Here is a 14,223-nt window from a genome sequence, read left to right on the forward strand (position 1 = left end):
TTCACTTTATCACCAAACATATCTAGATGCTTAGAAGTTGGGCCGATAAATGTAATACCTTCTTCTTCACAACGGCGTGCAAAATCAACATTTTCAGATAAAAAACCATATCCAGGATGAATCGCATCAACATTAGCATCTTTTGCAATCGCAATGATGCCCTCGATGTCTAAATAGGCATCAATTGGCTTCTTGCCAGCACCTACTAAATAGGCTTCATCTGCTTTAAAACGATGGAAAGCAGCACTGTCCTCACGGGAATAAATAGCGACAGTGTTGATCTTAAGCTCCGTACATGCACGGAAAATACGAATTGCAATTTCTCCTCTATTAGCTACAAGAATCTTGTTGATTGGACTCATTGGAATCCTCCTTATGAAATTGATTTTTTTCTTTCTACCTTTTCAAACATGGAAATATTTACTAATATCCCCATAGCTAAAGATAGCATTATTATAGATGTCCCGCCATAACTAATGAAAGGAAGCGTGACACCGGTTAACGGGATTAACCCAGTTACACCGCCAAGATTAATAAATGATTGGAAGCCTATCCAGCTAGCAATACCAGCCGCAATCATGCGTGCTAATGGATCTTTTGTACGTAGTGCGATAGATAAACCTTTATATACTATAAAGCCTAAACCACCAAGGACTATGAGAACACCCCAGATACCGAGTTCCTCCATAATAATCGCCATAATGAAATCGGTATGTGGCTCTGGCAAATAACCTAATTTTTGTATGGACTGACCTAAACCTCTACCCTCTAGACCGCCTCCGCCAATAGCATAGTAACCATTGACCACCTGATGGCCAGATCCATCTTCATAATCGAACGGATTAATATAGGATTTAATTCGTCCCACACGACTATCTGTTAATATATCACCTTTTAATGTAAATAGAATGCCTAGAATAACACCACCAAACGCACCTAATACACCAAAGAATTTCCAAAATGTCTTAAATGGTATACCACTTGCAGCCACAACTGAAACCGCAATTCCGCATAAAATAATAACCGCACCTAAATCAGTTTCAAAAGCTACTCCAGCAACGACCAAAATCCATAGAAAAATAGGATAAAATATTTCCGTCGGCTGTAGTTTTTCAAATGTATATTTTTGTGCCTTGCGATAAAAAGCAGCAGCAAAATATAAAATAATAAATAGTTTCGCATATTCAGAAGGTTGAAAACTACCTAATCCAGGTACTTTAATCCAACTTTGTGAACCTATCTCAGCACCAACACCATTTACTTTTACCCACGTAAATAACACAACTAATACAACTGTAAGCAATAACATAATATTTTTGTTTGCATAATGTTTATATGGGAAAAAGGCAGCTACTGCAAACGCCAAAAACGCTACTATTAAATTTTTCACTTGTCTTACATAAAAGTGGTCCGGTGCTTGCTCTTCTATAACAATCGCCACCATCATGCTGGAGCTATAAATCATTACTAGTCCAATTAAACTTAGCATTAGCACTGTAAAAAATAATGGGTAGTCAAAATTTTGTGCATAACGTTTCAAATATTTATTCATCGCGGAAACCTCGTTCTAGTAAAAAAACCCAAATCGCACATAGCGTTTTGAGTTTTTTCTTTTTATTTGTCTGTATACGCGTCGTGTAGTACAGAAAGTTCCTTCTCGAGTGAATCGAGAATTTCTTTGCCTTTTTCGCGCTCAATAAGTCCAAGCTTCACAGCAAAGTCAATTTCACGTGAAAGGCCGAACATTTGTGTATCTAATACTTCTTCATATAAAGGGCATTGTGGCATTGTCAAATGATCCATTTGTACTCGAATGAGGCGAGCAATTTTATCTGCATCAGCAACTAAAAGTTCCAAAGCCTTCTCTTGAAAAGAAGTTTGTGATTTCGTATCCATGAGGACGCCCCCATTATCTGATATTTCTTCGATTCTATCTTCATAAAGTTTATCTTTTAGTTGGTAAAATTGCAAGTGCCTACACTGTAAAATAGAGAATTCGAATTATATTTCTTTATTATCTCCTGTACTTAGCGTTATACTATTTCATGGATATACAAGATTTAAGGGGGACTTCTAACATGGAAATCATCATTCCAATTAAAGGCGCAGTTACATATCAACTAACATTAGATCCAACAGTATGGATTTTCGATGACCGTAAATTAGATTTAAATACGCACTTCAACGTAAAAGAAGATGAGGAAGATTCAGATACAAAATATATGCGTGAGGTCGGTGCACACTGGTCACGTGAGATTATGGAAGGTGCAACTTTCCCTCCAACGTTAAAGTCAGAACGAAAATTCGACCGTAAAGGCATGGAAACAGGTACTTTCGGTATCGAATTACGTCATTTTTTGAAAAATGCTGAAATTAAACCAGAAGCGACAAAAATCGTCATCGAATGTAAAGACGGCGAGGAACATGCCTTTACAATTGAAGAATCGAATACGCTGATTTTAAAATATAGCCAAGATGGTAAGCCGCTCTTAGAAGATGGTCCCGTTTATGTAATATTCGGCGACGGATCAAATATCGACAATCCAATCAAACATGTCTTAGCCATTCGTGCTGAATAGGGAGGAAAAACCATGCGTGTAAAATGTGTCATCTGCGATACAATTGGCCAGTTAGACGACGATTTACCGTTAGCAAAAAAATTACGAAATCGACCGATTAATACGTATATGTGTGACACATGTCACGAGCGCATCGCAGAAAATACCATCGCAAGAATCGAAACAGGAAACTTTCGCTTCTACCGTACATCTCCACAAATGGATAAAGAATTTTAACTTTATTTACATCAAAAACAGGGTGTCTCCTTAACGAGATACCCTGTTTGATTATTTAATCATTATTTTTAATAAGCTTCTTTTCAATTAATTCCACAACCTGATACATAATGGTTGCGAAGACGGCGATGATTAACAACGACATTAATACGAGGTTAAAGTTAAACACTTGGAAGCCATAAATGATTAAATACCCCAGCCCTTTTGAAGAAACTAAAAATTCCCCAACAATTACACCAACCCAAGCTAGGCCAACATTTACTTTCAGTGTCGAAATAATAGTTGGGAAAGAAGCTGGCAAAATTACCTCTTTAAATATTTGCCACCTCGTCGCCCCAAATGTTTGCATCACCTTGCTATAATTCGGGTCAACCCCTTTAAAAGCGGTATACACAACAATAGTTGTAATAATAATTGAAATCAGCGCACCCATCGCCATGATGGAAATATACCCCGGTCCCAACGCGACAATAAGAATTGGACCGAGCGCAACTTTAGGCATTGCATTTAAAATAACTAAGTATGGATCTAATACTTTCGACAACATCGGCGACCACCATAATAATGTTGCAAGCAAAGTACCTAGTAACGTGCCGACAATAAAGCCAACAACTGTTTCCATTAACGTAACACTTACGTGCATCAGTAACGTTCCATCACTTACTTTATCTAAAAACGTGAACCAAACGCGCGATGGAGAACTAAATATTAAGCGATCAATCCAATCATTTCTTGAAAATAACTCCCAACCACCAAAAAACACTAGCAATATTATTAACTGATAGAGCCTCACAAAGCGGCGTTCTTTTTTTAACGATTTCTGATACTGCTCAAATAATGTTTTATCCAAGGCTTTCAAGCTCCTTCCAAATCGTTTGGAATACTCCTCCATACGATGGATGTTGCCTTACATCAAAAGGTGATAGCTCTTGAAGTTCTTTCGGTACATCAAACACTTTGTGCAATTTACCTGGATTTGCCGAAAACAAGAAAACCCGTTCACTCATTGCTATCGCTTCACCAATATCATGCGTCACAAGGACAGCCGTTTTACGGTATGTTTTTAACGTTTCTACCACTAAATCTTCAAGTTTCAATTTAGATTGATAATCAAGTGCAGAAAACGGTTCATCTAACAATAATATTTTAGGATTGACGGCTAAAGTTCTCGCTAAAGCGACCCGCTGGCGCATCCCTCCTGACAACTCCCTGGGATAATTGCTACCTACATGTGGCAAACCGACTTCTTGTAAAAGAGCACTAGCCGTTACTTTATGTGTCTTATTTTTGCGATCCGTTAATTTTAATCCGATGGTGACATTATCTTCAATCGTTTTCCAAGGAAATAAATAATCTTGCTGCAGCATATAGCCGATAAGTGATTTATTTTGTTCATCTATTTCTTCCCCATCGATTAATACTTTGCCTTCAGTTGAAGGAAATAACCCTGCAATAATAGATAGTAATGTTGTTTTTCCGCAGCCACTCGGACCGATAAACGATACAAACTCACCTTCACGAATAGATAAATTAATATCGTACAAGACTTCTTTTGCTTCTTTGCTTGAGAAATAGCTATGGTGAATATGCTCAAGCTTTAGGAATTCCATTACTTCGCAGCCTTTTTAGCAAATGTTGTATTTACTAGATCTTCATATTCTACGCGTTGCGGAAGTTCACCGGCTTCCTCCATAACCGCTTGCAAGTTTTCCCACTCTTCTTTATCTAAAATAGGATCAGTTGCATAAGAACCCTGCGATTTATAACGCTCTACAACCGTTTCAATCAACGCTACATCAATATTTTCGAAATATGGTTGGATAATTTTCGCTACTTCAGCTGCACTTTTTTCCTGTACAAAATCTTGCGCTCTTTTTAAAGCATTTGTAAAACTTTGGGCTGTTTTGTCTTGTTCTTTTAAATAACTGTCTTTCGCCATATACGATGTATACGGTAAGTGCCCTGATTCTGTACCGAATGAAGCAACAATAAAGCCTTTTCCTTCATTTTCAAACACACTCGCAGTTGGTTCAAATAACTGTACAAAGTCACCTGTACCCGACGCAAATGCCGTAGAAATATTGGCAAAATCAATATTTTGAATCATTGTTAAATCTTTTGAAGGATCAATATCATGTTTCTTCAAAACAAATTCTCCTGCCATTTGTGGCATGCCACCTTTTCGTTGCCCAAGGAAAACAGAACCCTTTAAGTCTTCCCAAGAGAAGTTTTCCATTTTTTCACGAGCCACTAAAAAAGTACCGTCAGTCTGTGTCAGTTGCGCAAAATTTTGAATGGGGTCACTAGTACCCTGAGCTGTCACATAAATAGAAGTTTCTGAGCCAACTAAAGCAATATCAATGCCGTCCGTTAGTAATGCTGTCATCGTTTTATCTCCACCGGCAATGGTTTGTAGATCCACGGAAAGTCCCTCATCTTCAAAGAAGCCTTTTTCAAGCGCTACGTATTGAGGCGCATAGAAAATCGAGCGCGTTACTTCTCCAACTTTTACTTTTTGAAGCTCTCCTGAATTACATGCTGCCATTGAAAGAAGCAACAAAGCTGCTACACTAAACAAAATGCCCTTTTTAAGCCAACGCATTCTTTTTTCCTCCTTGATTGATGAAATAGCCTATCGACATTAACTTATTCACAAGGAGCATTTTCGGTGCTAGCTTTTTAGGCAAAATCTATGTTATCCTCCGGTGACTTTATTTTCATTCAACTCATCACCAAAATTGATGGCAAGTTGAATAAAAATAAAAACAGCCCTAGCACATTACCATGCTAGGACTGCTTTCATAGGAGCCGAGCTACTATCACTAATTGGCAGCTCGTTGCTCTTCTCTTTTCTCACGCCATAAACGCGTTTTGTATAAAATTAATATTAACGCAGCTACGATTAGTCCTTCAACCATAGGCAGGAATAACGCTAAAAATGTCAGCATAATACATCCTACAAATAGGAAAACGTAAATTACGATATTTTGAGACATTTTTAGTTTCTTCGCAAAGCCTAATTTATAGACAAGCGCGGAAAGTAAAAATACAAGGATGAAAACAACATATCCAGCCATGTTATAGCTAGGCAGGTTTTCATATAAAAAACGAGTAATCCCAGCCATACGGTTAAATACAAATTCTGTTTCTCCTGCATTTGCTGGTGCAGCAACTTGAATAACATTCAGTTCACCCATTAAAGCGGACTTCATATCCAAGACTCCTCTTCCTTTCATGACAGCGGAAAATTATACTTCAGCGTTACGTAATTTTTTCGCTGCTTTCTCACGTTCGTTTTTATCTAGAATTTGTTTACGAAGACGAATTGATTCTGGTGTGATTTCTAAGTACTCATCATCACCTAAGTATTCAAGCGCTTCTTCTAGTGAAAGGATACGTGGTTTTTTAATAACATTCGTTTGGTCTTTATTTGCTGAACGGATGTTTGTTTTTTGTTTCATTTTTGTGATGTTTACAGTAATATCAGCGTCACGAGTGTTTTCACCAACGATCATACCTTCGTAAATTTCTGTACCTGGCTCTAAGAATAGAGTACCACGGTCTTCAATTTGCATCATACCATAAGTTGTTGCTTTACCAGTTTCCATTGAAACTAATACACCTTGGTGACGGCCACCAATTTTACCTGGTAATAATGGTTGGTAGCAATCGAACGTATGGTTGATGATACCGAAACCTTTTGTCATTGACATGAATTCAGTTGTATAACCGATTAATCCACGAGCAGGTACTAAGAACGTTAAACGAACTTGTCCACTGCCGTTGTTTACCATATCAAGCATTTCACCTTTACGTGTACCAATTGATTCAATAATTGAACCAACATTTTCTTCAGGTACATCAATTTGAACGCGTTCAAATGGTTCACATTTTACGCCATCGATTTCACGCACGATTACTTGTGGTTTAGACACTTGTATTTCGAAGCCTTCACGACGCATGTTTTCGATAAGGATCGATAAGTGAAGCTCTCCACGACCTGAAACTGTCCAAGCATCTGGAGAATCTGTATCTTCAACACGTAAAGATACGTCCGTTTGTAATTGAGCACGTAAACGCTCTTCTACTTTACGAGAAGTAACCCATTTCCCTTCACGACCAGCGAATGGAGAATTGTTTACTAAGAACGTCATTTGTAGAGTTGGCTCATCGATACGTAATGGCGTAAGCGCATCTGGGTGCTCAACAGGGCAAACTGTTTCCCCAACGTTGATGTCTTCCATACCTGAAACGGCGATTAAATCACCAGCTTTTGCTGTCTGTACTTCTTCACGCTTTAAGCCGAAGAAACCAAAGATTTTCGTTACACGGAAGTTTTTCACTGTACCGTCTAACTTCATAAGAGATACTTGTTGACCTACAGAAATTGTTCCGCGGAAAACGCGACCAATACCGATACGTCCAACGAAGTCATTATAGTCAAGTAAAGCTACTTGGAATTGTAATGGGTCTTCTGAGTTATCAACTGGAGCTGGAATAGCTTCAATGATTTTTTCAAATAGACATTTCATATCTGCTTCTTGCTTAGCTGGATCAGCATCTAAAGAAGCTGTACCATTTACACCTGAAGCGTAGACAACAGGGAAATCTAATTGGTCTTCATCTGCACCTAGCTCGATGAATAATTCAAGTACTTCATCTACTACTTCTAGTGGACGAGCTGAATCTTTGTCTACTTTGTTAACAACAACGATTGGTGTTAAACGTTGTTCTAACGCTTTTTTCAATACAAAACGAGTTTGAGGCATACAACCCTCATACGCATCGACAACTAGTACAACGCCATCTACCATTTTTAAAATACGTTCTACCTCACCACCGAAGTCAGCGTGTCCAGGCGTATCAAGGATGTTGATACGAGTTCCTTCATAATTTACTGCTGTGTTTTTTGCTAAAATTGTAATCCCGCGTTCGCGTTCAATATCGTTAGAGTCCATTGCACGTTCTTCAACACGTTCGTTTGAACGGAATGTACCTGATTGTTTTAATAATTGGTCGACTAAGGTAGTTTTACCATGGTCAACGTGGGCGATAATTGCGATATTGCGAAGATCTTGACGTAAGTTTGTCATTATTCCACTCCATATTCTTTTTTCGAATGTTTAACTGTGTTATTATAGCACATGAAGGATGAAAATGTCCTTATTAGAATATCTATCATTCTAAAAATATATTTTTCCAGAGAAAATAATCCATAATAATTTTAGGAGGCACAGCTATGAATCGTGCGAAATTAGTAATGGGCATTTATGCATTAGCTGCCGTTTTAGCAATGTGTGCAATCGGTTATTCTGTTGCTTTAGGTAGTTGGTTTGGCATCTTAGCAGGTATTGTTGCTACATGTGTCGTTTTCATGACAGCTTTTAAAATGAAACGCAAATTCCGCGAGCAAGGACTTCTATAAAAAGCGAGAAACGTACCTAAGAGAAATGTAACTTTCTCTAGGTACGTTTTTTTAATCATATTGCACAATATATTTTTCTAAAAGTTCTTGATGAATAAACGGGTTTGCAATAATAAATGTGTCTTGATGTAAGAAATCGAAACCTTCTCCTCGAAGATTTGTCGCAATAGCTCCTACTTCCTTCGCAATAATCGTTCCCCCCGCAATATCCCAAGGTGATAATCGCATCGAAACGTAAGCATCTAACTTACCACTCACGACAAATGCAATTTCCATCGCTGCTGAACCATATGAGCGGGTACCTCGAGCAGTTCTTACTAAATCAATTACTTTTTCGTGATGAATTTTTCGATTTGGTGCAACCCAACTTGCATTAATGCCAATCACTGCTTCTTCAATTTTCACTGGTTGGAGTTTGCGCAAAGGAGAGTCATTATACCAAGCACCAACACCTTCAATAGCGTAAAATAAATCTTCACGCATAACATCAAATATGTAACCAAGCTTCCCTACACCATCGATAAAAATACCAATCGAGATCATAAAATGGCGATGTTGCTTAACAAAATTCATCGTGCCGTCAATCGGATCAATAATCCATACAACACCTTCTAGTGAATCGACTTTTTCGCCCATGCCTTCTTCACCAATTATTTTATGCGTCAAATCAAATGATTTAATTTTTTCTATGAAGAATAATTCTGTCTCACGGTCAATGTTTGTCACTAAGTCATTTGCGTTTGATTTTGTTTCTACGACTAAATCGTAAGTAAATGCATTTCGAATACGTCTACCCGCTTCAAAAATAGTATTTTTCGCAAATTGATCGATAAGTTGTAAATCCATAAAAACCCACCTTTCGAATAGAACCTTTACATAATTACATGAACCATTATGATATATTGTCTATTTTACCCTTTATAACGACAAAAATCACCTGCTGTCGGAATATTCAGCAAGTGATTTTTAAATTGGTTTAAAATTGCATTTACGCATAAGCGTGCAAACCCTCAAGCTCTTCTCTAATTTCAGCTAGTCGCTTTTTACTTTTTTCAATTTCACCCTCATTCTGCTCATTCATTGCAGAAAATAAGGAGGCTAATTCATAATCAATCTCTAATTGTAAGATGTGTTTATATTGCTTTTCAATGTCAACTTTACGTATAATTTTTACGATCTGTTTCATAAAAATCACTTCCTTTAATTTATTTTTTTACAAAACCTTATTGTTCTCGATAAAGTTGCTGTTATAAGATTTTTCCCCAAAAACTTAATAAAATAAACCTGAAAATCGAAAGGAATTATCAAAAATGCAAAAAACACAATGGACGAATCAGGACTTCGATGTTTTTCAAATAAATGGTTTAGAACAACGAATGGATGCACTGATTTCCTTAGTACGACCAAAATTTAATATACTTGGAGAAGATTTTTCCACTTACTTTTCCAGCAAATTAGGGGAAGAATTTTATCCTCATGTAGCAAAACATGCTCGCCGTACCGTTAACCCTCCTAAAGATAGTTGGGTTGCCTTTGCTCCTTACAAAAGAGGCTATAAAGCACTTCCACACTTTCAGATTGGTCTATGGGGCACACATTTATTCATCGTCTTAGCAATCATTTATGAAGCGCCTCAAAAAAATATGTTTGCAGAACGTTTATTAGCGAAAAAAACGCTTTTCAATGAGCTACCAAATGATTTCATCGTTTCTGGAGATCATATGTCACCTTTAGCGATTCCTCTAAGTGAAGCAAAGGATGAAAAACTCGAGCAATTACTTGTTCGCTTACGTGACGTGAAAAAAGGTGAGTTTTTAGTCGGGCGTCATATTCCACGTGAACAAGCTATCACCCTATCCGCCGATAACTTACATCATTTAATTGAGGAAACATTCGATGCGCTGCTACCTATTTACAGCACCATTACAAATAACTAAGTGCGTATATTTATGTAGTTTTAGTAATTAACCTCTTAATTATTCCAACAAATATAGAAAAAAAAATATTATATTGAATTTTTTATTTGCTACTGTTTCTACAAATAATGAAGTTCACATAATATTTAGTTAGCCCTAGGAAGTTGCACGTCACTCGATGGTGCAACTTCCTTTTCTTTCATACTATGAACATAAAACTGTCATCAACACCTATTTCAGAAAATTAAAGCCTTTAGAAATTGTCATATCTTTTGACAGGTACAAAAAGGGAGTGCTGAAAACAGCACTCCCTCTCAATCAAAAAATAATTTTATAATACTTACCCCATTGATGAATATACATTAGATATTCATTAAACATCCCTAATTTAGGCGTTCATTCACCGATAGTCATTGATTTTTTTAACGACGCTGCTTTGGCGCAATTTTAATCGTCGTACCATCTGGCGCTTCTTTTGTTTGTTTGATGACAGGATAGCTTACATAACCACTCGCTTCTTCAAACTCACGAAAGATTGTTTTTTCTTCAGCTTGCGAGGGCACAATTTCTTTAAAACGACGATATTTCGCCATCATCGTTTCTCGTTTAATCCCCTTTTCATAAGCTTGCTCGATTCCTTCAAAAAACTTTATAACGTCAACAATTTCTTCTGTCGACCAATCAATTGAAAACGGATATGAATATTCCATTTGGACAAAACCACCTTTACATTACTGACCCCATTTTACCCGGATACTTTCCGCTTCTGCAACCATTCGTGTCATTAGCTCATCCACTGTTGGTATATCATGAATCATGCCAGTTACTTGTCCTGCCCATCCAATACCCGAATCTTTCTCACCATCATATATAAAACGCTTATTTGCCTCACCGCTAATATAATCTTTTAATGCCTCATATGTCGGTGTTGTACGTTCAATTTCTAAAATTTTCTCAGTAAACTCACTACGTATCGCACGAGCGGGTGCGCCTATTGAACGTTTAATCACAGTCGTGTCCGCTTCCGAACTTGCAAGAAGCGCCTCTTTGTAAGCCTCTGAGGCATTAATACACTCCTTTGTCGCAATAAAACGTGTACCCATTTCAATGCCCTCTGCACCAAGCGCATGCGCAGCCATCCAACCACGCCCATCTCCAATACCGCCTGAGGCAATGACTGGAATTTTCACACTGTCGACAACTTGAGGCACAAGGACCATCGTACCAACATCATCTCGTCCCAAATGACCTCCACCTTCTTGTCCTACGACCATCACAGCATCTGCACCAAGTTCCTCTGCCTTCTGTGCTTGTCTACGTGCAGCAACAAGGACTAATTTTTTTATATTTGTTCCTGCCAAAATCTCGAAAATTGGCGCTGGGTTGCCACCTGTCATTGTGACAACAGGTACTTCTTCCTCAACTGCGACGCGTACCATATCCTCATAGCCTGTACCATGCAAACCAATCGCGAAATTGACGCCAAACGGCTTATCCGTTAATGTGCGTACCTTACGAATTTCAGCGCGCAATAAATCTGCGTCCCGTAAGCTCATTGCTGTAATTTGACCAAGTCCTCCCGCATTCGACACTGCGGCAGCTAAATCCGCATAGGCTAAATATGCTAGTCCCCCTTGAATAATCGGATATTTGACCCCTAATAACTCCGTCACTCGTGTGTGCCAGTTCATAATAATCTCCCCTTTCTACACTTAACTACTTCTTGAAGGATGCAGGGAAATCCTTCATTATTTTTTTAAAAGTCTATTCATGGAAGTCGTTAGGTGCTATAATTCACTTGTTTTCAAAATATTTAAAAAGTCAGGTGGTACCTGCGTTGTCACAATTAGAGACTCCTTTGTTCGACGTATTATTAAAACACCGGAACAGACATCCAATTCAGTTCCATATTCCAGGCCATAAGAAAGGGCGCGGAATGGATCCTGCTTTCCGAGAATTCGTCGGCGACAACGTTTTATCAATCGATTTAATTAATATTGCTCCACTAGACGATTTACATTCACCAAAAGGCGCGATTAAAGAAGCACAAGAACTTGCTGCCGAAGCTTTTGGTGCTGATCATACATTCTTTTCCGTTCAAGGTACTAGTGGCGCCATTATGACGATGATCCTGACCGTCGTCGGTCCAGGTGATAAGATTCTAGTACCACGGAATGTTCATAAATCAATCATGTCAGCAATTGTTTTTGCTGGCGCAATTCCAATTTTCATTCATCCAGAAGTTGATAGCGAACTTGGAATATCACATGGCATTTCAGCTGAAGCTGTGGAAAAGGCGCTTACTGCGTACCCCGATGCCAAAGCATTACTTGTTATTAACCCAACTTACTTTGGTTTTGCTGCCGACTTAAAACGAATTGTTGAGCTTGCACATAGCCGTAACATACCTGTTGTTGTAGACGAAGCACATGGTGTCCATATTAAATTCCATGATGATCTGCCTTTATCTGCGATGCAAGCAGGCGCAGATATGGCTGCAACAAGCGTCCATAAGCTCGGCGGTTCAATGACACAAAGCTCTGTACTTAACTTACGAGAAGGTCGTATTTCAGCAAAACGTGTACAAGCTATATTCTCCATGCTGACGACAACATCCACATCGTATCCAATTTTAGCATCACTGGATACAGCACGACGCCAGCTAGCGATTCATGGTCATGATTTAATTGATGAGGCCATACGCTTATCAAAAGATACACGTAAACGCATTAACCAAATTCCACATCTAACATGTGTTGGTAAAGAAAAATTACACTCTTCAGCAACCTATGATATGGACCCTACAAAGCTACTCATTAGTGTGAAAGATTTAGGTATTACAGGACACCAAGCCGAAGAATGGTTACGTCACAATGCCAATATCGAGGTAGAACTTTCAGATTTATACAATATTTTATGTCTTGTCACACTTGGTGATACAAAGAAGGAAATGAATCTACTCGTTAACGCACTACAGCGTATGTCAAAAGCGTATGATTCCGAAGCTACAATTAAAGAAACTCATGTGTCTGTTCCAGAAATACCCGCGTTGGCAATGTCACCGCGTGATGCTTTTTATGCAGATACAGAGGTCGTACCTCTTGCAGAAGCGCATAATTGTATTTGTGCAGAGTTCATAATGGTGTACCCACCTGGTATTCCTATATTCATTCCCGGGGAAATAATAACTGAGGAAAATATTCAATATGTTCAGATGAACATTGAAGCTGGACTTCCTGTACAAGGTCCAGAGGATAATACTTTACAGACGATTCGTGTCATCAAAGAGCGGAAAGCTATTAAGTAATAAGAAATCTATTCCTTTCATTAAATTGTTTGGATCTTGAATACACTAAAACCATTTTGCAGACTAGTGAAGTTTCACTAGTCTGCTTTTTTGAGCAAAAAAATCGATTCTATAATGCTACTTGCCTACAATATCAATAGGGAGTGATTTTAAACAATGGAATATATGTACGGAGAACAACCTAATACTTTTACTAAAAACTTCGCACAGCATTTAAAAGATTGTCGAACTGTAGCAGCCTACGCTGAAGGTGAAAGGCGCAGTGCGGTCTATTTAGCATCCAAAGGACGTACAATGACAGCCTTTGACTATGCCCAAAGCGGCTTAGATAAAACCGAAGAACTCGCGAAAAAACACAGTATTACAGTACATACCGAACTTATTGATTTATTGCATGATGAAATCCCAGATGAATTCTTTGATGCTGCAATTATGGTATTTGGGCATTTCCAACATGAACAACAGCAGGATGTCTTTGCTCGTATCGTACGCTCTGTGAAACCTGGAGGCATAATTATGATTGAATTATATTCTACATACCAACTTCCTTATGCATCAGGTGGCCCAAAGCAGATTGACTTTTTATATGATCTAACAGAAATTCTCACTTGGTGTAAACCATATAAAAATCCTTCACTTCTTCACAGGTGAACAAATTCGAAATGAAGGCATACTTCATACTAGTCTTGCTCATACGATTCAACTAATCATTCAGAAAAGCTAGGTGGACTGTTAAAAAATGCACTTTTATTGCCGCTTTCTTCCCCTTTTACACAGAAA

The 14,223-nt window shown here is 38.2% G+C and carries 17 protein-coding genes and 1 pseudogene; 6 read left to right on the plus strand and 12 right to left on the minus strand.

All coding sequences use genetic code 11. The features are described from left to right. The 3 genes from ACIQ2D_RS05505 to ACIQ2D_RS05515 form a co-directional block, all read right to left on the minus strand. A partial coding sequence (locus ACIQ2D_RS05505; protein WP_402860648.1) for a biotin carboxylase N-terminal domain-containing protein occupies positions 1–362 on the minus strand: 362 nt, incomplete at its 3' end. Positions 363–373: 11 nt separating this feature from the next. Next, the gene (locus ACIQ2D_RS05510) at positions 374–1,552 is read right to left on the minus strand and encodes an FtsW/RodA/SpoVE family cell cycle protein (RefSeq protein WP_402860650.1); all 1,179 of its coding nucleotides are present in this window, start codon (positions 1,550–1,552) and stop codon (positions 374–376) included. Between the two features lie 62 nt (positions 1,553–1,614). After that, positions 1,615–1,896 (minus strand): Fpa/YlaN family protein, encoded by a 282-nt coding sequence (locus ACIQ2D_RS05515; protein WP_004224778.1) that lies wholly within the window; start codon positions 1,894–1,896, stop codon positions 1,615–1,617. Positions 1,897–2,078: 182 nt separating this feature from the next. Here ACIQ2D_RS05515 and ACIQ2D_RS05520 point away from each other — a divergent pair, with 182 nt between their 5' ends. Together ACIQ2D_RS05520 and ACIQ2D_RS05525 are read left to right on the plus strand one after the other, a co-directional pair. After that, the gene (locus ACIQ2D_RS05520) at positions 2,079–2,579 is read left to right on the plus strand and encodes a molybdopterin-binding protein (protein WP_402860653.1); all 501 of its coding nucleotides are present in this window, start codon (positions 2,079–2,081) and stop codon (positions 2,577–2,579) included. A gap of 12 nt (positions 2,580–2,591) precedes the next feature. Further along, positions 2,592–2,795, plus strand: coding sequence for a YlaI family protein (locus ACIQ2D_RS05525; RefSeq protein ID WP_402860656.1), 204 nt, complete (start codon positions 2,592–2,594; stop codon positions 2,793–2,795). Between the two features lie 55 nt (positions 2,796–2,850). Here ACIQ2D_RS05525 and ACIQ2D_RS05530 read toward each other — a convergent pair whose 3' ends face one another. The 5 genes from ACIQ2D_RS05530 to typA form a co-directional block, all read right to left on the minus strand. Continuing rightward, positions 2,851–3,645 (minus strand): ABC transporter permease, encoded by a 795-nt coding sequence (locus ACIQ2D_RS05530; RefSeq protein WP_402860659.1) that lies wholly within the window; start codon positions 3,643–3,645, stop codon positions 2,851–2,853. Continuing rightward, positions 3,638–4,405 carry an ABC transporter ATP-binding protein gene (locus tag ACIQ2D_RS05535; protein ID WP_402860662.1) on the minus strand — a complete coding sequence of 256 codons (768 nt, stop codon included), beginning with the start codon at positions 4,403–4,405 and terminating at the stop codon, positions 3,638–3,640. Before ACIQ2D_RS05535 ends, ACIQ2D_RS05530 begins: the two co-directional genes overlap by 8 nt. Beyond that, positions 4,405–5,397, minus strand: a complete 993-nt coding sequence (locus tag ACIQ2D_RS05540) for an ABC transporter substrate-binding protein (protein WP_402860665.1) — start codon at positions 5,395–5,397, stop codon at positions 4,405–4,407. The genes ACIQ2D_RS05535 and ACIQ2D_RS05540 overlap by 1 nt, the downstream gene beginning before the upstream one ends. A 220-nt stretch (positions 5,398–5,617) precedes the next feature. Continuing rightward, positions 5,618–5,992 carry a YlaH-like family protein gene (locus ACIQ2D_RS05545; RefSeq protein WP_402861661.1) on the minus strand — a complete coding sequence of 125 codons (375 nt, stop codon included), beginning with the start codon at positions 5,990–5,992 and terminating at the stop codon, positions 5,618–5,620. A 51-nt stretch (positions 5,993–6,043) separates the two neighbouring features. Further along, on the minus strand, positions 6,044–7,888 hold the full coding sequence (gene typA, locus ACIQ2D_RS05550) for a translational GTPase TypA (protein WP_402860668.1): 1,845 nt from the start codon (positions 7,886–7,888) through the stop codon (positions 6,044–6,046). 146 nt (positions 7,889–8,034) lie between these two features. Between typA and ACIQ2D_RS05555 the strand changes: the two genes are divergently transcribed. Continuing rightward, the gene (locus ACIQ2D_RS05555) at positions 8,035–8,220 is read left to right on the plus strand and encodes a DUF5325 family protein (protein WP_402860671.1); all 186 of its coding nucleotides are present in this window, start codon (positions 8,035–8,037) and stop codon (positions 8,218–8,220) included. Between the two features lie 51 nt (positions 8,221–8,271). On the opposite strand, the gene ACIQ2D_RS05560 is transcribed toward ACIQ2D_RS05555, so the two are convergent. Continuing rightward, entirely contained in the window at positions 8,272–9,066 is a 795-nt protein-coding gene (locus ACIQ2D_RS05560; protein WP_402860674.1) for an inositol monophosphatase family protein, read from the minus strand. Positions 9,067–9,208: 142 nt separating this feature from the next. After that, positions 9,209–9,406 (minus strand): hypothetical protein, encoded by a 198-nt coding sequence (locus tag ACIQ2D_RS05565; protein ID WP_402754179.1) that lies wholly within the window; start codon positions 9,404–9,406, stop codon positions 9,209–9,211. A gap of 124 nt (positions 9,407–9,530) precedes the next feature. On the opposite strand from ACIQ2D_RS05565, the gene ACIQ2D_RS05570 reads away from it, so the two are divergent. Next, complete coding sequence (locus ACIQ2D_RS05570; RefSeq protein ID WP_402860677.1) at positions 9,531–10,157, plus strand: YktB family protein; 627 nt, start codon at positions 9,531–9,533, stop codon at positions 10,155–10,157. Between the two features lie 401 nt (positions 10,158–10,558). Here the strand turns inward: ACIQ2D_RS05570 and ACIQ2D_RS05575 are convergent, their stop codons facing one another. Both ACIQ2D_RS05575 and ACIQ2D_RS05580 read right to left on the minus strand, forming a co-directional pair. Continuing rightward, a complete protein-coding gene (locus ACIQ2D_RS05575; RefSeq protein WP_402860680.1) occupies positions 10,559–10,846 on the minus strand; it encodes a UPF0223 family protein in 288 nt (95 codons plus the stop codon). Positions 10,847–10,867: 21 nt separating this feature from the next. Continuing rightward, entirely contained in the window at positions 10,868–11,827 is a 960-nt protein-coding gene (locus ACIQ2D_RS05580) for an NAD(P)H-dependent flavin oxidoreductase (RefSeq protein WP_402860683.1), read from the minus strand. Positions 11,828–11,973: 146 nt separating this feature from the next. Here ACIQ2D_RS05580 and ACIQ2D_RS05585 point away from each other — a divergent pair, with 146 nt between their 5' ends. Both ACIQ2D_RS05585 and ACIQ2D_RS05590 read left to right on the plus strand, forming a co-directional pair. After that, the gene (locus ACIQ2D_RS05585) at positions 11,974–13,443 is read left to right on the plus strand and encodes an aminotransferase class I/II-fold pyridoxal phosphate-dependent enzyme (protein WP_402860686.1); all 1,470 of its coding nucleotides are present in this window, start codon (positions 11,974–11,976) and stop codon (positions 13,441–13,443) included. Between the two features lie 156 nt (positions 13,444–13,599). Beyond that, positions 13,600–14,167 (plus strand): annotated as a pseudogene (locus ACIQ2D_RS05590) (class I SAM-dependent methyltransferase). Positions 14,168–14,223 lie beyond the last annotated feature (56 nt).

This window comes from Lysinibacillus sp. NPDC097287 (genome assembly GCF_044761695.1).
Lineage (GTDB): Bacteria > Bacillota > Bacilli > Bacillales_A > Planococcaceae > Lysinibacillus.